Source organism: Kineococcus siccus, from assembly GCF_009906795.1.
Taxonomy (GTDB): domain Bacteria; phylum Actinomycetota; class Actinomycetes; order Actinomycetales; family Kineococcaceae; genus Kineococcus; species Kineococcus siccus.
In genome coordinates, this window is record NZ_JAAALN010000013.1 from 22,616 (window position 1) to 40,081 (window position 17,466).

General features: G+C 75.7%; 15 protein-coding genes and 1 riboswitch. Of the genes, 10 read left to right on the forward strand and 5 right to left on the reverse strand.

Translation table 11 applies throughout. The features are described 5' to 3' along the window. Positions 1–16: 16 nt before the first annotated feature. Positions 17–1,228: a PQQ-dependent sugar dehydrogenase gene (locus tag GTR02_RS03425; protein WP_166606079.1), complete on the reverse strand. Its 1,212-nt coding sequence runs from the start codon at positions 1,226–1,228 to the stop codon at positions 17–19. A gap of 46 nt (positions 1,229–1,274) precedes the next feature. On the opposite strand from GTR02_RS03425, the gene GTR02_RS03430 reads away from it, so the two are divergent. Further along, positions 1,275–2,237, forward strand: coding sequence for a 2-hydroxyacid dehydrogenase (locus GTR02_RS03430; protein WP_338073548.1), 963 nt, complete (start codon positions 1,275–1,277; stop codon positions 2,235–2,237). Positions 2,238–2,279: 42 nt separating this feature from the next. Next, the gene (locus tag GTR02_RS03435; protein WP_166606081.1) at positions 2,280–3,317 is read left to right on the forward strand and encodes a GGDEF domain-containing protein; all 1,038 of its coding nucleotides are present in this window, start codon (positions 2,280–2,282) and stop codon (positions 3,315–3,317) included. A gap of 11 nt (positions 3,318–3,328) precedes the next feature. Here GTR02_RS03435 and GTR02_RS03440 read toward each other — a convergent pair whose 3' ends face one another. The 3 genes from GTR02_RS03440 to GTR02_RS03450 all read right to left on the reverse strand — a co-directional run bounded on the left by GTR02_RS03440 (position 3,329) and on the right by GTR02_RS03450 (position 7,737). Next, on the reverse strand, positions 3,329–4,681 hold the full coding sequence (locus GTR02_RS03440; RefSeq protein ID WP_166606082.1) for a uracil-xanthine permease family protein: 1,353 nt from the start codon (positions 4,679–4,681) through the stop codon (positions 3,329–3,331). 66 nt (positions 4,682–4,747) lie between these two features. Beyond that, positions 4,748–5,749 carry a substrate-binding domain-containing protein gene (locus GTR02_RS03445; protein ID WP_205708558.1) on the reverse strand — a complete coding sequence of 334 codons (1,002 nt, stop codon included), beginning with the start codon at positions 5,747–5,749 and terminating at the stop codon, positions 4,748–4,750. A 2-nt stretch (positions 5,750–5,751) separates the two neighbouring features. Continuing rightward, positions 5,752–7,737 (reverse strand): aldo/keto reductase, encoded by a 1,986-nt coding sequence (locus tag GTR02_RS03450; RefSeq protein ID WP_166606093.1) that lies wholly within the window; start codon positions 7,735–7,737, stop codon positions 5,752–5,754. Between the two features lie 215 nt (positions 7,738–7,952). Between GTR02_RS03450 and ilvD the strand changes: the two genes are divergently transcribed. The 7 genes from ilvD to GTR02_RS03485 all read left to right on the forward strand — a co-directional run bounded on the left by ilvD (position 7,953) and on the right by GTR02_RS03485 (position 15,889). Further along, positions 7,953–9,638, forward strand: coding sequence for a dihydroxy-acid dehydratase (gene ilvD, locus GTR02_RS03455; RefSeq protein WP_166606094.1), 1,686 nt, complete (start codon positions 7,953–7,955; stop codon positions 9,636–9,638). Between the two features lie 281 nt (positions 9,639–9,919). Continuing rightward, on the forward strand, positions 9,920–11,770 hold the full coding sequence (locus tag GTR02_RS03460) for an acetolactate synthase large subunit (protein ID WP_166606083.1): 1,851 nt from the start codon (positions 9,920–9,922) through the stop codon (positions 11,768–11,770). Then, positions 11,770–12,282, forward strand: coding sequence for an acetolactate synthase small subunit (ilvN, locus tag GTR02_RS03465; protein ID WP_166606084.1), 513 nt, complete (start codon positions 11,770–11,772; stop codon positions 12,280–12,282). The genes GTR02_RS03460 and ilvN overlap by 1 nt, the downstream gene beginning before the upstream one ends. Before the next feature lie 46 nt (positions 12,283–12,328). After that, on the forward strand, positions 12,329–13,357 hold the full coding sequence (ilvC, locus tag GTR02_RS03470) for a ketol-acid reductoisomerase (RefSeq protein WP_166606085.1): 1,029 nt from the start codon (positions 12,329–12,331) through the stop codon (positions 13,355–13,357). A 77-nt stretch (positions 13,358–13,434) separates the two neighbouring features. After that, positions 13,435–13,671, forward strand: a complete 237-nt coding sequence (locus tag GTR02_RS03475) for a hypothetical protein (RefSeq protein ID WP_166606086.1) — start codon at positions 13,435–13,437, stop codon at positions 13,669–13,671. Continuing rightward, positions 13,668–14,948, forward strand: coding sequence for a JmjC domain-containing protein (locus tag GTR02_RS23635; RefSeq protein WP_166606087.1), 1,281 nt, complete (start codon positions 13,668–13,670; stop codon positions 14,946–14,948). The genes GTR02_RS03475 and GTR02_RS23635 overlap by 4 nt, the downstream gene beginning before the upstream one ends. An 89-nt stretch (positions 14,949–15,037) precedes the next feature. After that, positions 15,038–15,889: a sucrase ferredoxin gene (locus tag GTR02_RS03485; RefSeq protein ID WP_166606088.1), complete on the forward strand. Its 852-nt coding sequence runs from the start codon at positions 15,038–15,040 to the stop codon at positions 15,887–15,889. Here the strand turns inward: GTR02_RS03485 and GTR02_RS03490 are convergent. Then, a complete protein-coding gene (locus tag GTR02_RS03490) occupies positions 15,865–16,512 on the reverse strand; it encodes a hypothetical protein (protein WP_166606089.1) in 648 nt (215 codons plus the stop codon). The genes GTR02_RS03485 and GTR02_RS03490 overlap by 25 nt on opposite strands. Before the next feature lie 114 nt (positions 16,513–16,626). On the opposite strand from GTR02_RS03490, the gene GTR02_RS03495 reads away from it, so the two are divergent. Beyond that, positions 16,627–17,001 carry a DUF3253 domain-containing protein gene (locus GTR02_RS03495; protein ID WP_166606090.1) on the forward strand — a complete coding sequence of 125 codons (375 nt, stop codon included), beginning with the start codon at positions 16,627–16,629 and terminating at the stop codon, positions 16,999–17,001. 65 nt (positions 17,002–17,066) lie between these two features. Then, positions 17,067–17,154: riboswitch (SAM riboswitch) on the forward strand. Positions 17,155–17,466: the final 312 nt, after the last annotated feature.

Consider the following 17,466-nt stretch of genomic DNA (forward strand, 5'->3'; position numbering starts at 1 on the left):
CGGGGCGAGCCTACGGTCAGCCCAGCGGGACGCTCACGAGCCGGTCGTCGCCGGCCCGCGCCTCGCCCCGGAAGGTGTTGCTCGTGAGGACCCAGAGGCTGCCGTCGGGGCCGACCTCGGCGGCGCGCAACCGGCCCAGCGTGCCGTCGAGGTAGGCGTCGGGGGTTCCCGTCGGGCCGTCGGGGTTCAGCGGCACCCGCCACAGCCGCTGCCCGCGCAGCGCCGCGACGTACACCGCGTCGGGCGTCACCGCGAGCCCGCTGGGCGAGGCCTCGTCCGTGGTCCACGTCCGCGCCGGGGCGACGAACCGGCCGCCGCCGTCGCCGGCGCCCTCGACCTCGGGCCAGCCGTAGTTGCCGCCCGCGCGGATGACGTTCAGCTCGTCGAAGCGGTCCTGCCCGAACTCCGCCGCGATCAGCCGGCCCGTGGAGTCCCACCCGAAACCCTGCGGGTTGCGGTGGCCCAGGCTCCACGTGCGCGAGCCCGGGAACGGGTTGCCCTCGGGCACCCCGCCGTCGCGCGTGATGCGCAGGATCTTGCCGCCCAGGGAGTTCACGTCCTGCGCCGCGGGGCGGTCCTGCGCGTCCCCCGTGCCGACGTACAGCAGGTCGTCGGGGCCGAAGCGCAGCCGGCCGCCGTTGTGGGTGGAGTTCTTCGGGATGCCCGTCAGCACCGGCACCGGGTCCTCCAGGCGGCCGTCCGCGAAGGTGAAGCGGACGACGCGGTTGTCCTCGCGCGCCGTGAAGTACAGGAACACCTGCGCGTCCTGGCCGAACGTGGGGGACAGGGCGATGCCCAGCAGGCCGCCCTCGCCGCCGGGCACCACGCCGGGCACCTCGCCGTCGTCCCCCGTCGACGGCACCTGGTTCAGGATTCCCGGCCCGGCCTGCACCACCCGGGCGCTGTCGCGCAGCGTCACGAGGGCGGTCCCGTCGGGCAGGACCGCCAGGTCCCACGGCACGTCGAGCCCCGTCGTGATGTCCTGCGGCGCGCCGGGGGTCCCCGTCGCCGTGGCCACCGGGGCGGTCGTCGCCGAGGGCGAGGGCGAGGTCGGGGGCGGGGCGGACGTCGTCGCGGACACCGACGACGGGCTGCCGCTGGGCGAGGCGACCGCCCCCGTGCCCGACGTCGACCCGGCGTCGGAGCAGCCGGCGAGGAGGGCCGCGACGGCCAGCCCCGCGAGGGGTCCGCGGGCGGCGCTGCTGCGGGTGGTCGCGGGAGGACGCATGCCTCATCCTCACCCGCGGCCCCCGCGGGTCGCTACCGTGCGCGGGGTGACGTCCGACGCGCGCCCGGCCCCGCCCCTCGTCGTCAGCCTGCCCTCGGCGTCGTGGGTGGCCGCGGTGGGGGAGGTGCCCGGCGCGACGCTCACGGTCTGGGACTGCACGCGCGTCCCCGCGGGCCCGTCGCCGCACGTCGTCGTCCCGCCCTACCTGGGGCTGCCGCCGCTGCGCGAGGCGCTCGCCGCCCTGCCGGACCTGCGCCTCGTGCAGCTGCTGACCAACGGCTACGACGGCGTGGCCGAGCAGCTGCCCCGCCGCGTCGCCCTCGCCACCGCGGCGGGGGTGCACGACGCCTCGACCGCGGAGCTCGCGGTCGGCCTGGCGATCGCGTCCCTGCGCGGGCTCGACGACGCGGCGCGGGGCATGGCGGCCGGCGACTGGGCCGCCGCCCGCCGGCCGTCGCTGGCCGACCGCCGCGCCCTCGTCGTGGGGTGGGGCGGCGTGGGACGGCAGGTCGCGGCCCGCCTGGCGCCCTTCGAGGTGGCGGTGACGGCCGTGGGCTCGCGCGCGCGCGAGCAGGACGGCACGCGCGTGCACGGCCCGGCGGAGCTGCCCGGGCTGCTGCCGCGCCACGACCTGGTCGTCCTGGCCTGCCCCCTCACCGACGCCACGCGGGGTCTCGTCGACGCGGCCTTCCTGGCCGCGATGCCGGACGGCGCGCTGCTGGTCAACGTCGCCCGCGGGCCCGTCGTCGTCACCGACGACCTCGTCGCCGAGCTGGCCGCGGGCCGCCTGCGCGCGGCCCTCGACGTCACCGACCCCGAGCCGCTGCCGCCGGGTCACCCGCTGTGGAGCGCGCCGGGCGTCCTCGTCACGCCGCACGTGGGCGGCAACACCTCAGCGTTCCGGCCGCGCGCGGTCGCGCTGCTGCGCGAGCAGCTCGGGCGGCTGGTGGCGGGTGACCCGCCGCTGAACGTGGTGCGCGCGGGCACCCGCGGTCCTGCGGACGGGTGAGAGGCCCTCAGGTGACCCGCAGCCCGCGCCGACTCCCCTGACATGGGACTCCCAGCCGCGCTGGCGCCCCGCGACCTCGAGTCGGCGGCCCGCTCCGCCAGCGTCTTCGCCTTCGTCGGCGCGGCCGTGCTGCTCGTCCTGCCCTTCGCCGTGCCCAGCTTCACGCCCACGGCCGTGAGCCGCGGGGGTGCGCTCGCGCTCGGGGTGGGGCTCGTCGCCGTCGGCGTGGTCGAGCTGCGGGCCCCCGCGTGGCTGCCGGCGCTGTTCTGGTTCAGCGTCCCCACGCAGCTCGTCGCCGCCACGACGGCCCTGGCCCTGACCACCTCCGACGCCAGCGCCGCGGCCCAGTCCTTCCTGCTCTGGCCCGTCCTCTACGCCGCCCGCGAGCTGCGCCGCACGGCGTGCTGGCTCGTGCTCGCGCAGGTCCTGGCCGCCGACGCGGTGATCGTCCTGGCGCTGCTGCCGCTGGACCGGGCCGTCACCGACGTCGCCTGCGTCGGGGCCACCCTCGCCGTCGTGGGCGCGGTGCTGCTCCGGGCCCGCGAGCGGGAGGACGCCGTCGTGGCCGAGCTCGAGCGCCGGGCCGCGGTCGACTCCCTCACGGGGCTGGCGACGCGCCGCGTCCTGGACCGGGCGGCCGACGCGGCGCTGGCGGGCGGGGCGCCGGGCGGCCGTGCCGTCCTGCTGCTCGTCGACGTCGACCACTTTAAGCGCGTGAACGACGCGCACGGGCACCCGGCGGGCGACGAGGTGCTGCAGCACGTGGCCCGCCTGCTGCGCGAGGTGTTCCCCGCCCCGGGCCTCGTCGCGCGCCTGGGGGGTGACGAGCTCGCGGTGCTGCTGTCGTCGGCGACGCTCGAGCAGGCGGTCCGCTCGGGGCAGGAGCTGCGCCGACGCCTCGCGGTCCGCCCGCCCCGGTGGGCGGGGCACGAGGTGCCCGTCACCGTCAGCGTCGGCGTGGCGGCCGCCGCCGAGGGGCAGGGGCCCGTCGACCTCTACGCCGCCGCCGACGAGGCCCTGTACCGGGCCAAGCGCGCGGGCCGCGACGGCGTCCACGCCCAGGCCGCCGCGGGCCGCTGACGTCGCCGCGCTCAGGCGGTGGGCGCCGCGTCCGCGGGGACCGTGGGGTCCCCGGCCGTCCCGCGGGCGGCCGAGACGACGCGCATGAGGTGGTAGAGCCCGATCGCGGCGGCCGTGCCGAGCGCGATCCCCGAGAACTGCAGCCCGCCGCCGGGGGACCACGTGTAGTCCGCGATGCCCACGACGAGGGCCACGGCGGCCGGGGCGAGGTTCACGGGGTGGGAGAAGTCGACGCGGTTCGCGACCCAGATGCGGGCGCCGAGGACGCCGATCATCCCGTAGAGCAGCGTCGCCACCCCGCCGAGCACGCCGTCGGGGACGGAGGCGACGAGGGCACCCACCTTGGGTGAGGCGCTCAGCAGCAGCGCGGTCGCGGCCGCGACCCAGTACGCCGCCGTGGAGTAGACCCGCGTCGCCGCCATGACGCCGATGTTCTCGGCGTAGGTGGTGGTGCCGGAACCGCCGCCGGCCCCGGCGAGCGTGGTGGCGACGCCGTCGGCGACCAGGGCCCGCCCGGTGAGCGCGTCCAGGTCGCGCCCGGTCATGGCCGCCACCGACTTCACGTGCCCGACGTTCTCGGCCACGAGGACGAGCACCACCGGCAGGAACAGCACCAGCGCCCCCGCGTCGAAGGCCGGGGCCGTGAACTCCGGCAGGCCGACCCAGGCCGCCGAACGCACGCCGTCGAGGTCGACACCGCCGCGCGCGAGGGCGAACAGGTAGCCGGCGAGGACGCCGAGCAGGATCGACAGCCGGCCGAGCGTGCCGCGGAGCACCACGCCCACCGCGAGGACGACGCCGAGGGTGACGAGCCCCGTCACGGGATCGGAGCGGAACCCCGTGCAGGGGCCCTGCCCGAGCACGCCGTCGACGACGACCGGGTCGCACGACCCCCACGCCGCCGGGGCGAGGTTCAGGCCGATGAGCGCCACCACGCTGCCCGTCACGACCGGCGGCATGGCCGCCTCGATCCAGCGCGTCCCCGCGCGGTGCACGACGAGACCGACCGCCGCCAGCAGCAGGCCGGTCACGAGGACCCCGCCCGTCGCCACCGACGGGCCACCGGAGGCGGTGGCGGCCAGGAGCGGGGCGATGAACGCGAACGAGGAACCCAGGTAGCTGGGCAGCCGGTTGCGCGTCAGGAGCAGGAACAGCGCGGTGCCCACGGCGGAGAAGAACAGCGTCGTCGACGCGGGGAAACCCGTGATCGCGGGGACGAGGATCGTCGACCCGGCCATCGCGACGACGTGCTGCAGGCCGATCCCGACGGTCCGCGACCAGCTGAGCCGCTCCTCGGGCGCCACCACCGCACCCGGCCGGACCGTCCGGCCGTCCCCGTGCAGCCGCCAGCCGAACCCTGCCATCCCGCGTCCCCCGTCCTCGTCGTCGCGGCGACCGCCGCGCGAGCGGTGGAACTCTAGGGGGCGCGCTCAGGTGCTCTCGCCCACGTCGAGGCGGTAGGGGATGCGCCGGTGCGTGCCGGGCTCACCGGGCGCGAGGGTCCCCGCGTGCAGCGCGAGCACCACCTCCAGCGCCGTGCGGGCGACCAGCGGCACGTCGAGGGCGAGCGTGGTCAGGCGCGGCGTGACGAAGCTGCCGATCGCCAGCCCGTCGATGCCGAGCACCCGCACGCGGCCGGGGACGTCGACCCCCGCCAGGCGCAGCGCGCGCAGCACGCCGAACCCCGTGACGTCGTTGAACGCGACGAGGGCGTCGACGTCGGGGACCTCGCGCAGCACCCGCTCGGCCGTCGCCAGCCCCCCCGCCAGGTCGGTGGTCGCGGTCGGGGCGCGCCGGGCGGACGTGCCGCGGTCCGCGAACGCCGCGACGAACGCGGCCGCCCGCGTGCTGCCGTGCGGCAGGTCCAGGACGACCGGGCGGCGCACACCGCGCTCGTGCAGGTGCGCCACGGCGGCCACGACGGCGGCGGACATGTCGAGGTCGACGCGGCCCTGCGCGCTCTCGCGGTTCTCCGGGTCGATCTCGACGAGCGGCAGCTCGGCGAGGCCGTCTGAGCGCCCGGGCACGGGCCGCGCCGTGAAGTTCACGACCGCGTCGACCTCGGCGCCGAAGCGCTCGGCCGGGGCGGCGTCGGCCGCCCAGGCCCGCTCGGCCAGGACGACGTTCCACCCGGCCTGCGCCGCGAGCCGCAGCACGGCCGAGGCGAGTTCCGGGTAGTAGGGGTTCGTGAGGTCCTCGACGAGCAGGCCCAGCGTGCGCGTGGGCGGGACGACCAGGCCGCGGCCGAAGCGCGAGGGCCGGTAGCCCAGCTCCCGCGCCGCGGCCAGGACCCGTTCGCGCGTGGCGTCGTTGATGCCCGGCATGGCGTTCACCGCGCGGGTGACGGTCTGCCGGGACACCCCCGCCGCGGCCGCGACGTCCTTGATCGTCGCGGGCCGCGGCGGGGTGCCCGGCCCCGGGCCGGGAGGCACCGTCAGTCCCGCAGGTCCAGCCACGCCACCTGGCGCTCGTCGAGGGTCACCGTGAGCCCCGTCATGGACGAGCGGGCCTCGGCGATGGTGCGCGGCCCGAACAGCGGGAAGGTCGGGAACGGCTGCGCCAGCACGAAGGCCAGGGCGACGGCCGTCGCGGGGACCCCCAGCTCGGCGCCCAGCTGCTCCGCGCGGCGCTTGCGCTCGAAGTTCTCGTCGCTGTAGTAGCAGCGCACGAGCTCGGCGTCGCTGCGGTCCGCCTCGTCGGCGCGCGCGAAGAACCCGCGGGCCTGCGAGGACCACGGCAGCAGCGGGATCTGCTTGCGCCGCAGCCACTCCTTGGACTCGGCGTCGGTGACGTGCCGGCACCCCGCCCACGGGACGTCGTAGGCCTCGGCGAGGCCGAAGTGGTTGCTGAGCACCGAGAACCCGCGCTTGCCGTTCGCCTTCGCGTAGGCGTCGGCCTCGTCGACGCGCTCCGGCGACCAGTTCGACCCGCCGAACACCGTGATGCGGCCCGCGTCGACGTGCTCGTTGAGGACGTCGACGAACTCGCCGGCCGGGACGTCGGGGTTGTCGCGGTGCATCATGTAGATGTCGGCGCAGCCGTGCTGCTGGCGCTCGAGGGACTCCAGCAGCTGGCGCGACAGCGACTCCGGGTCGTTGTGCGGGGTGTGGCAGCCCTTGACGATGACGACGAGGTCGTCGCGGATGCCGCGGTTGGCCACCCAGCGCCCGAACCGCTCCTCGTAGACCCCGCCGCCGTAGAGCCAGGCGGTGTCGAACGTGTTGCCGCCCGCGGTGAAGAAGTGGTCGAAGATCGCCGAGGCGTGCGCCAGGTCGGGCTGGTTGTCGCAGCCCATCACCAGCCGCGACACCGGCTTGCCCAGGCCCTCGATCCGCCCGTAGGGCATGACGTGGTCCGGGGCGACCGCGAGCGGCAGGCCCGACACGGTGGGGACGTCCGCCGTCTCGGCCTCGAACGGGAACCGCAGCCCGAGGGCGGCGCGCCAGCGGTCGAGCACGACGGCCGTGCCCAGGCTGTCCTCGAGGGAGTTCTGCGGGGCGTCGCCGCCCGCGGCGACCGCGTCGGCGAGGGCGTCGGCCTCCAGCGCGTACGGGCGGTTCTCCCGGCTCGGCGCGAAGTCGAGGACCTGGGGCTCCTGGCCGACCACGGTCAGCGTCAGGGCGGTGTTCTCCCGGATCGTCCACGGGTCCGCCAGCGAGATCGAGCCCTTCGAGCCGTGGACCGTGACGGTCTCCGCCTCGGCCAGGCGGACGCCGCAGCGCACGGTCGCGGTCAGGCCGCTCGCGAAGGTCAGCGTGGCGGTGGCCCACTCGTCGACGCCCGTCTCGCCCAGGGTGCCGGCCGCGGTCAGCCCCGTGGGCTCGGCGAACGGCCGGCCCGTCGCGGCGCCGGCGATCGCCCGCGCCATCGAGACGGGGTAGCCGCCGACGTCGAGGATGCCGCCGCCCGCGAGCTCCGGGTCGAACAGGCGCCCGGTGGGGGAGGAGGTGGAGAAGGCGAAGCTCGCGTCGACGTGGGTGACGTCGCCGATCGCGCCCTCGGCCACGAGCTGCAGCAGCCTCCGGGTCTGCGGGTGGAACCGGTACATGTAGGCCTCGACGACCGTCACGCCCGCGGCGCGCGCCGCGTCGACGACGGCCATGACGCTGCCCGCGTTGGGCGCCAGGGGCTTCTCGACCAGGACGTGCTTGCCGGCGCGGACGGCGGCCAGGGCGAGGCGGGCGTGCGTGGTGTGCACGGTCGAGACGTAGACCGCGTCGACGCCGGGGTCGGCCAGGACCTCCTCGTAGGTGCCGCTGCGCACGTCCGGGCCGGTCTCGCCGGCGAGCGCCTGCGCCCGGGCGGCGTCGGAGCTGCCGACCGCGACGAGCCGGCCGCCGCGGCTCGCGGGCAGCTGGGAGACGAACCGGCGGGCGATGGCGCCGGGGCCGAGCACGGCCCAGCGGACTTCGGTGTCCATGCGGAACTCCAGGGGGAAGGGGCCGTGAACGTTCACGACGCGAGCGAGCCTAGGCGCGGGGGTGGCCGGGGTCAACGGTCCGCCGGGCGCGGGTGCCGTCCTAGACTGCGGGCGTGAGCGTCGACACCCCCGCACCGCAGCAGGCCGGCCCCGGCACCACCGCGTCAGCTCCGGGCCGCGCGGCCGGGCGGGCCCCGGGCGAGGCGGACCCGGGGGTGGACATCAAGCCCCGCAGCCGGACCGTCACCGACGGCATCGAGGCCACCGCGTCGCGCGGCATGCTCCGCGCGGTCGGCATGGGCGACGACGACTGGGTCAAGCCCCAGATCGGCGTGGCCTCCAGCTGGAACGAGATCACCCCCTGCAACCTCTCGCTGGACCGCCTCGCGAAGGCCGTCAAGGACGGCGTGCACGCGGCGCAGGGCTACCCGCTCGAGTTCGGCACGATCTCCGTGTCCGACGGCATCTCGATGGGCCACGAGGGCATGCACTTCTCCCTCGTCAGCCGCGAGGTCATCGCCGACTCGGTCGAGACCGTCATGAGCGCGGAGCGCCTCGACGGCTCGGTCCTGCTCGCGGGCTGCGACAAGTCGCTGCCCGGCATGCTCATGGCCGCGGCCCGCCTGGACCTCGCGAGCGTCTTCCTCTACGCCGGCACGATCCTGCCCGGGCGCGCGAAGCTCTCCGACGGCAGCGAGCACGAGGTCACGCTCATCGACGCCTTCGAGGCCGTCGGCGCGTGCGCGCGCGGGCTGATGAGCAAGGGCGACCTGGACACCATCGAGCGCGCGATCTGCCCGGGCGAGGGCGCCTGCGGCGGCATGTACACCGCGAACACCATGGCGGCCGCGGCCGAGGCCCTGGGCATGTCGCTGCCCGGCAGCGCCGCGCCGCCCGCGACCGACCGCCGCCGCGACGGGTACGCGCGCCGCTCGGGGGAGGCCGTGGTCAACCTGCTCGCCACGGGCATCACGGCGCGCCAGATCCTCACCAAGGAGGCGTTCGAGAACGCCATCGCGGTCGTCATGGCCCTGGGCGGTTCCACGAACGCCGTGCTGCACCTGCTCGCGATCGCCTACGAGGCCGAGGTCGACCTGACCCTGGCCGACTTCGACCGGATCGCCGGCCGCGTGCCGCACCTGGGCGACCTCAAGCCCTTCGGGCGCCACGTCATGGTCGACGTCGACCGGATCGGCGGCATCCCCGTCGTCATGCGGGCCCTGCTCGACGCGGGCCTGCTGCACGGGGACTGCCTGACCGTGACCGGGAAGACGATGGCGGAGAACCTGGCCGACATCGCGCCGCCGGACCTCGACGGGGTCGTGCTGCGCGCCCTGGAGAACCCGATCCACAAGACCGGCGGCATCACGGTGCTCACGGGCAACCTCGCCCCGGGCGGGGCCGTCGTGAAGAGCGCGGGCTTCGACTCGGAGGTCTTCGAGGGCACGGCCCGCGTCTTCGAGCGCGAGCGGGCCGCGCTCGACGCCCTGGAGGACGGCACGATCTCCGCCGGGGACGTCGTGGTCATCCGCTACGAGGGCCCCAAGGGCGGTCCGGGGATGCGCGAGATGCTCGCGATCACCGGGGCGATCAAGGGCGCGGGCCTCGGCAAGGACGTCCTGCTGATGACCGACGGCCGCTTCTCCGGCGGCACGACGGGCCTGTGCGTCGGGCACGTCGCGCCCGAGGCCGTCGACGGCGGCCCCATCGCCTTCGTCCGCGACGGCGACCGGATCCGCCTCGACGTGGCGGGCAAGACGCTCGAGGTCCTCGTCGACGAGGCCGAGCTGACCGCCCGCCGCGACGGGTGGGCGCCCCTGCCCCCCGTCTACACGCGCGGGGTCCTGGCCAAGTACGCCAAGCAGGTCCAGCCCGCCTCGGTCGGCGCGGTCTGCATCTGACGTTCCGGGGAGGGGTGTCCGGGTCGTGGACAAGTCGTCCAGCATGTGAGACGGGAGGGATCGCCGGCTGACTTCTCGGCCGGCGGGGTCTACCGTCGAGGCCATGCGGAACCTCGTAGCCATCGGACAGCGCGCCGGCTGAGCCGTCTCCGCCGAGCGCGCGACCCCTCGACCCACCCACGGGCGGAGGGGTCTTTTCGCGTCCGGCAGCCTGCGGCCGGCGCACCGACGGCACGACCACGAGGGCGACAGCGCCGCACCGCTTGAGGAGGATCACCGAGATGCCGAACGCGCAGACCACCGAAGGACTGCCCTTCGACCCCCTGCTGCCCGTCGAGTCGCTGACGGGCGCGCAGAGCCTGATCCGCTCGCTCGAGGCCGTGGGCGTGGAGGTCGTCTTCGGGATCCCGGGCGGGGCGATCCTCCCGGCCTACGACCCGCTCATGGACTCCCCGCACGTGCGCCACATCCTCGTGCGCCACGAGCAGGGCGCGGGGCACGCCGCCGAGGGCTACGCCGTGGCGACCGGGAAGGTCGGCGTCTGCATGGCGACCTCCGGACCCGGCGCGACCAACCTCGTGACGCCCATCGCCGACGCGAACATGGACTCCGTCGCGATGGTCGCGATCACCGGCCAGGTCGCCGCCGCCGCGATCGGCACCGACGCCTTCCAGGAAGCCGACATCACCGGGATCACCATCCCGATCACCAAGCACAACTACCTCGTGACGGACCCCGCGGACATCCCGCGGGTGATCTCCGAGGCGTTCCACCTCGCCGCGACGGGCCGCCCCGGGCCCGTCCTGGTCGATGTCGCCAAGTCCGCGCTGACCGCGCGCACGTCGTTCACGTGGCCGACCGCGGTGGACCTGCCGGGCTACCGCCCCGTGACGCGCCCGCACGGCAAGCAGGTCAAGGAGGCCGCGCGCATGATCGCGGCCGCCGAGCGGCCCGTGCTGTACGTCGGCGGCGGGGTCGTCAAGGCCGACGCCGCGCACGAGCTGACCGCCCTGGCCGACCTCACCGGCATCCCCGCCGTCACCACCCTGATGGCGCGGGGCGCGCTGCCCGACAGCCACCCGAACAACCTGGGCATGCCCGGCATGCACGGGACGGTCGCGGCCGTCACGGCGCTGCAGAAGTCGGACCTGCTCATCACCCTGGGCGCGCGCTTCGACGACCGCGTGACGGGCCTGCTCTCGAGCTTCGCCCCGGACGCCAAGGTCATCCACGCCGACATCGACCCCGCGGAGATCGGCAAGAACCGGGCCGTGGACGTCCCGATCGTGGGCGACGCCAAGCTCGTCATCGCCGAGCTCACCACCGCCCTCGCCGCCGAGTTCGAGCGCGGCCGCGCCGACATCGCGCCCTGGGTGGCGCAGACGCACGCGTGGCGCGAGACCTACCCGCTGGGCTACGCCGACTCCGACGACGGCACCGTCGCGCCGCAGCACGTCATCTCCCGCATCGGCGCCATCGCCGGCCCGGACGCGATCTACGTCGCGGGCGTGGGCCAGCACCAGATGTGGTCGGCGCAGTTCGTGAAGTACGAGAAGCCGCGCACGTGGCTGAACTCCGGCGGTCTCGGCACGATGGGCTACGCCGTGCCCGCCGCGATGGGGGCCAAGGTCGGCATGCCCGACACCGTGGTCTGGGCCATCGACGGCGACGGCTGCTTCCAGATGACGAACCAGGAACTGGCGACCTGCACGCTGAACCGGATCCCGGTCAAGATCGCCATCATCAACAACTCCAGCCTCGGCATGGTCCGGCAGTGGCAGACGCTCTTCTACTCCGAGCGCTACTCCAACACCGACCTGAACTCGGGCGACCACCACGGCACCCACGCCGCGCCGATCCCCGACTTCGTCAAGCTCGCCGAGGCCTACGGCTGCGTCGGGCTGCGCTGCGACAAGCCCGAGGACGTCGACGCGACGATCGAGAAGGCCATGGCGATCAACGACGTGCCCGTCGTGGTCGACTTCCGCGTGCACCGCGACGCGATGGTCTGGCCCATGGTCGAGGCCGGCGTCAGCAACGACGCGATCCAGTACGCCCGGGGCATGTCGCCCGTGTGGGACCGCGAGGAAGAGGGCGACAACGAGTCCGGCCCGGCGAAGGTGATCTCCTGATGTCCCAGCACACCCTCTCCGTCCTGGTCGAGAACCGTCCCGGTGTCCTCATGCGGGTGACGTCGCTGTTCGCGCGCCGCAACTTCAACATCCACTCGCTCACGGTCGGGCCGACCGAGCGCAGCGAGATCTCCCGCATGACGATCGTCGTCGACGTGGAGTCGCAGCCGCTGGAGCAGGTGACCAAGCAGCTCAACAAGCTGGTCAACGTCCTGAAGATCGTCGAGCTCGAGGACGAGTCCTCGGTCCAGCGCGAGCTGCTGCTCGTGAAGGTCCGGGCGGACTCCTCGGCCCGCGGCGAGGTCGTCGACACCGTGGCGCTGTTCCGCGCCAACGTCGTGGACGTGTCGCCCGACGCGGTCACGGTCGAGGCCACCGGCAGCCCCGAGAAGCTCGCCGCGCTGCTGCGGGTCCTGGAACCGTTCGGGATCCGCGAGCTCGTCCAGTCCGGCTCCGTCGCGCTGGCGCGCGGCGGCCGCGCGATCTCCGACCGGGCCCTGCGCTCGGCCTGACCGCCCCCCTTCCCGCACCCACCGCAACCCCCGAGGAGACGCACCCGTGGCGCAGATGTTCTACGACGACGACGCCGACCTGTCCAAGATCACCGACAAGAAGGTCGCGGTCCTGGGCTACGGCAGCCAGGGGCACGCGCACGCGCTGTCGCTGCGCGACTCCGGTGTCGACGTGCGCGTCGGCCTGAAGCCGGGGTCGACGAGCCGCGCCAAGGCCGAGGAGGAGGGCCTGCGGGTCCTCACGCCGTTCGAGGCGGCGGCCGAGGCCGACGTCATCATGGTGCTCGTCCCCGACCACCTGCAGCGCGGCCTGTACGCCGAGGCGATCGAGCCGAACCTCACCGCGGGCAAGGCGCTGTTCTTCAGCCACGGGTTCAACATCCGGTTCGGCTACATCAAGCCCCCGGCCGACGTCGACGTCGTCATGGTCGCCCCCAAGGGCCCGGGCCACCTGGTGCGCCGCGAGTACGTCGACGGCCGCGGCGTCCCCGTGATCGTCGCCGTCGAGCAGGACCCGTCGGGCACCGCGTGGGACCTCGCGCTGGCCTACGCCAAGGCGATCGGCGGTCTGCGCGCAGGCGGCATCAGGACGACGTTCACCGAGGAGACCGAGACCGACCTGTTCGGTGAGCAGGCCGTCCTCTGCGGTGGCGCGTCCGCCCTCGTGCAGACCGGGTTCGAGGTGCTGACCGAGGCCGGCTACCAGCCCGAGGTCGCGTACTTCGAGTGCCTGCACGAGCTCAAGCTCATCGTCGACCTCATGTACGAGGGCGGCATCGCCAAGCAGCGCTGGAGCGTCTCCGACACCGCGGAGTGGGGCGACTACGTCTCCGGCCCGCGGGTCATCGACGCCTCGGTGAAGGAGCGCATGAAGGAGGTCCTCAAGGACATCCAGGACGGCACCTTCGCGCAGCGCTTCATCGACGACCAGGACGCGGGCGCGCCGGAGTTCAAGCGGCTGCGCGCCGAGGCCGAGGTGCACCCCATCGAGGCCACGGGCCGCGAGCTGCGCAAGCTCATGGCGTGGGTGAAGACGGACGACAGCGACTACGTCGAGGGTTCCGCCGCCCGCTGACGCCCCGCCGCCCGGACCGCCCGCCCCCGCCGGGGGCGGGCGTGCCGGACGCGAGGTGTGGTGCCAAGCTGGCGCCCATGAGCAACCTCAGCGACGACGACATCACCACGACCAGCACGTCGGCCCAGACCACGGGCGGCGACGCGGACTCCGGCGACAGCGACGCCACGCAGGTCGACCCCGCGGGCTCGGACCCGGCGGGCTCGGACCCGGCCGGCGGCGAGGGCGGGGACTCCGACGCGGGCGACAGCGACTCCACGCAGGTCGACCCGGCGGGTTCCGACCCCGCCGGTGCGGACTCCGCGGGCGCGTGACGCTCACCACCCCGCGCACCGCCCCCGCCGACGACGTCGCGGGGGCGGTGCCCGTCACCGCCCTCACCCGCTGCTTCGGCGACGCCGCCGCGCGGCTGGCGACGGAGCACTGGAACACCCGGCCGCTCCTCGTGCGCGCCGCGGACCGCGCCGCGCAGGGCGGCGCGACGGACGTCGACGACCTGCTCTCCCCGGCCGCGGTCGACGAGCTGCTGGGGCCGCGGGCGCTGCGCACCCCGTTCTTCACCCTGGTCAAGGACGGGGTCGGCCTGCCGCGCAGCACGTTCACGCGCCGCGCCGTCGCCGGGAACCAGCAGCTGAGCGACCTGCCCGACAGCGACGGCATCGCCCGCGCCTACGCCGACGGCGCGACGATCGTCCTGCAGGCCCTGCACCGCACGCACCCGCCGCTGGCCGCGTTCTGCCGCGAGCTCGCCGCGGAGCTCGGGCACCAGTGCCAGGTCAACGTCTACGTCACCCCGCCCGGCGCGCAGGGCTTCAAGCCCCACCACGACACGCACGACGTCGTCGTGCTGCAGGTCGCCGGCCGCAAGCACTGGACCATCCACCCGCCCGTCGTCGAGCTGCCCCTGAAGTCGCAGCCGACGACGATGCTCGGCCCGGACCCGGTGGCCGGGCGCGCCCCGGTCGTCGACACCGTCCTGGAACCCGGGGACGCGCTGTACCTGCCGCGCGGCTGGCTGCACTCGGCCCGCACGGCGGACGACCGCTCGGTGCACCTGACGATCGGCCTGCTCGCGACGACGTGGGCCGACGTCCTCACCGACGCCGTGGCCGCCGCGGGGCACGACGACGTCGCGCTGCGCCGGGCGCTGCCGCTGCCCGACGGGGACCTCGACGTGGCGGATTTCCGCGCCGCGGCCGCGCGCTGGCTGGAGTCCCTCGACGACGCCGCGGTCCGGCGCCTCGTCGAACGCCGCCGCGCCGGGGCCGTCCCCGCCGAGCCCGTCGGCCCGCTCGCCCAGGACGCGACCGCGCGGGCCCTGGCGGCCGACACGCCCCTGCGCCGCCGCCGCGGCCTGCGGGCCCGCCTGGCGGGGGGGCCCGACGTGGCGGAGCTCGTCCTGCCCGACCGCCGCGTGACCTTCCCCGGCTGGGTGCGCCCCGCCCTCGAGCACGTCCTGGACAGCGCCACGACGTCTCCGGAGCAGGTCGCCGCCGCGGCACCCGCCGTCGACGTGGGGGACGCGGTCGTGCTGCTGCGCCGGCTCGTGCGCGAGCACGTCCTGCTCCCCGCCGCGGGGGAGCCGAGCTGAGCCTGACCGCAGACCCGCCGGGGGAGCGCTTCTCCTGCGCCGCGAGGTCGCAGGGCGACGGCGAGCCCCTCCTCGGCACGGCCACCACGGTGCGCGGCTACCTCCTCGTGGAGGAGCCGGGCCCGTGGGGCGACGGCGGGGTGCCGTCCTCGCGCCTGGGGGACGGGGTGACCACCGCGCTGCGGGCCGCGGCCGCCGCGCGCGGGGTGAAGCTGCTGCTCGTGCGCCGTCCCGACGCCGCCCGGCGCGACCCCGGCGCCGACCGGCGCGTCTTCCTCGTGGACTCCCGCCGCGGCGGTGCCGGCGTCCTGACCCGCCGCGCGGCCGTGACCGACCTCGCCGACGCGGTGGCCGCGGAGGCGGGCTGGCGCCCGCACGCGGAGCCGCTGCTGCTGGTCTGCACGCACGGCCGCAAAGACTGGTGCTGCGCGGTGCGGGGTCGTCCGGTCGCCGCGGCGCTCGCCGAGCTGGCCCCGGAGCTGGTCTGGGAGTGCTCGCACCTGGGCGGGGACCGCTTCGCGGCGTCGGTGCTCGCGCTGCCGAGCGGCGTGCTGCACGGGCGGGTCGGGCCGGCCGACGCCCCGGACCTCCTCGCGGCCCTGCGCGAGGACCGCGTGCTCGTGGACCTGCTGCGCGGCCGCACGTGCGACCCCGTGCTCGTCCAGGCCGCCGACGTGCTGGTGCGCCGCGCACGGGGCCTGGACGCCGTCGACGGCTTCCGCGCGGTGCGGGCGGAACCGGTCGCGGGCGACGACGGGACCTGGCGGGTGCACGTCGAGGCGGCCGGGACCGCCCTCGTCGCGGTGGTCCGGGAGGGACGCGCGCCGGCGCACCGGCTGACCTGCTCGGCGACGGCGCCGAACCACGCGCGCACGTGGGACCTCGTGGCGCTGGAGGACGCGCCGCCCGGCGAGGCTCAGCGCGTGCCGGCGAACCGGTAGACGCCCGCGATCGTGGCGTGCCCGGCGGGCACCGTCCCGGCCGGGCTCGTCCACGCGACGGTCACCCGGCGGGCCACGGCCCCGAGGAACGTCACCGGCTTGCCGGCCGCGCAGGCGCCGAAGGCGCTGGGCGGCGGCAGGGTGAACTCGGCGCTGATCCTCGCCGTGTCGCTGTCCACGCGGTTCCACGGCCCCACCTGCGAGGCCCGCTGCTGCGAGCCGGGGTCGGTGGTGACCCGCACCGTGCGCACCCGGGGCAGCCACTCGCCGCCGCAGCGCACGACCACCTCGACGCGCGTGCCGATCGCCGCGGCCACCTCGGCGACGGGCAGGTCGCACGCCTCGGTGTAGACCTCCGCGCAGTCGGGCACGCCGCCGAAGGCGTCGAAGCCCGTCAGGGTGAGCTCGACGACGCCGAAGCCGCAGTTGGCGGCGCTGCGCCCGGCGAAGCAGTCCTCGACCATGGGCCGCGTCTCGGCGGGCGCGTACGTCGTCACGGTCGCGGCCGCGACGCGCAGGCCCGGGGCCGGCGCCGCGGCGGCCGGGGTGGCCGCGGCGGTCGTCAGCGCCACGGGGACCGCGGTGAGCAGGCCGAGCAGGGCGGTGAAGCGTCGTCGCAGCATGTAGTCGATGGTGCCATTCGGGTGACGACCGAGCGGGGCGTTCGGGAGAAAGGGGCGGTCGCCCGGCGTGCCACCCCGCTTGCGGCTCGCCGCGCGCAGTGGTCAGCTGCGACGGTGCTGCCCACCAAGGACTGCGCGGTCTGCGGCCGCACGATCACCTGGCGCAAGAAGTGGGAGCGGAGCTGGGACGAGGTCCGCTACTGCTCCGACGCCTGCCGGCGCCGCTCCAAGGGCGCCGGGGCCGGCGTGGATGCCTCCCTCGACGCCGCGCTGCGCGAGCTGCTCGCCGCGCGCGCGGCTGCGGCCACCGTGTGCCCCAGCGAGGTCGCCCGCGCCGTGGGCGGCGAGGACTGGCGCGACCTCATGGAACCCGCGCGGGCCGCGGCGCGCCGGATGGTCGTCGCGGGCGAGGCGGAGATCACGCAGGGCGGGCGGGTCGTCGACCCCTCGACGGCCAAGGGGCCGATCCGCGTGCGCCGGGTGCGCTGAGCCCCTCGTCGCGCCCACCTGAGTGAAGCGCTTGACACCGCCCCCGGCGGTGGCGTCCACTGGCTCCACCATCCAGAGCGGCCGAGAGACTTGGCTCGACGACGCCGCAGCAACCGCCCCCCGGGGTTGGTGCTACCGCCAAGCCGATGGAGGAGTCCCGTGGTCCAGCTCGTCGTCGCCCAGCGCTCCGCACCACCCGTCGCCCCCGTGGTGACGCACCTCTCCCGGCGGTTGCACCTCGACCTGCGCCGCACGGCCGGCGGGACCTGTCAGGGCTGACGCGCCCGTTCCACCCCTGCTCCTGCGCCACCGACGCCGCCGCCCGCAAGGCGCCGGCGTCCCGTCCGGCGCGCGCGGCCCCGTGCCGCCCGCCGGGCGACCCCCTGCTCCCGTCGCGCTGCCCTGCTCCCCGCGCGCGCCCGCGTCCCGAGAGGTCCTCCCCGTGTCCCGTCAGCCGTCCACCAC

What these genes read in the sequence shown, in the direction of transcription:
- GTR02_RS03425 (WP_166606079.1), bottom strand. Translation starts at nt 1,228, where the DNA reads ATGCGTCCTCCCGCGACCACCCGCAGCAGCGCCGCCCGCGGACCCCTC.
- GTR02_RS03435 (WP_166606081.1), top strand. Translation starts at nt 2,280, where the DNA reads ATGGGACTCCCAGCCGCGCTGGCGCCCCGCGACCTCGAGTCGGCGGCC.
- GTR02_RS03440 (WP_166606082.1), bottom strand. Translation starts at nt 4,681, where the DNA reads ATGGCAGGGTTCGGCTGGCGGCTGCACGGGGACGGCCGGACGGTCCGG.
- GTR02_RS03450 (WP_166606093.1), bottom strand. Translation starts at nt 7,737, where the DNA reads ATGGACACCGAAGTCCGCTGGGCCGTGCTCGGCCCCGGCGCCATCGCC.
- GTR02_RS03460 (WP_166606083.1), top strand. Translation starts at nt 9,920, where the DNA reads ATGCCGAACGCGCAGACCACCGAAGGACTGCCCTTCGACCCCCTGCTG.
- ilvN (WP_166606084.1), top strand. Translation starts at nt 11,770, where the DNA reads ATGTCCCAGCACACCCTCTCCGTCCTGGTCGAGAACCGTCCCGGTGTC.
- GTR02_RS03475 (WP_166606086.1), top strand. Translation starts at nt 13,435, where the DNA reads ATGAGCAACCTCAGCGACGACGACATCACCACGACCAGCACGTCGGCC.
- GTR02_RS03490 (WP_166606089.1), bottom strand. Translation starts at nt 16,512, where the DNA reads ATGCTGCGACGACGCTTCACCGCCCTGCTCGGCCTGCTCACCGCGGTC.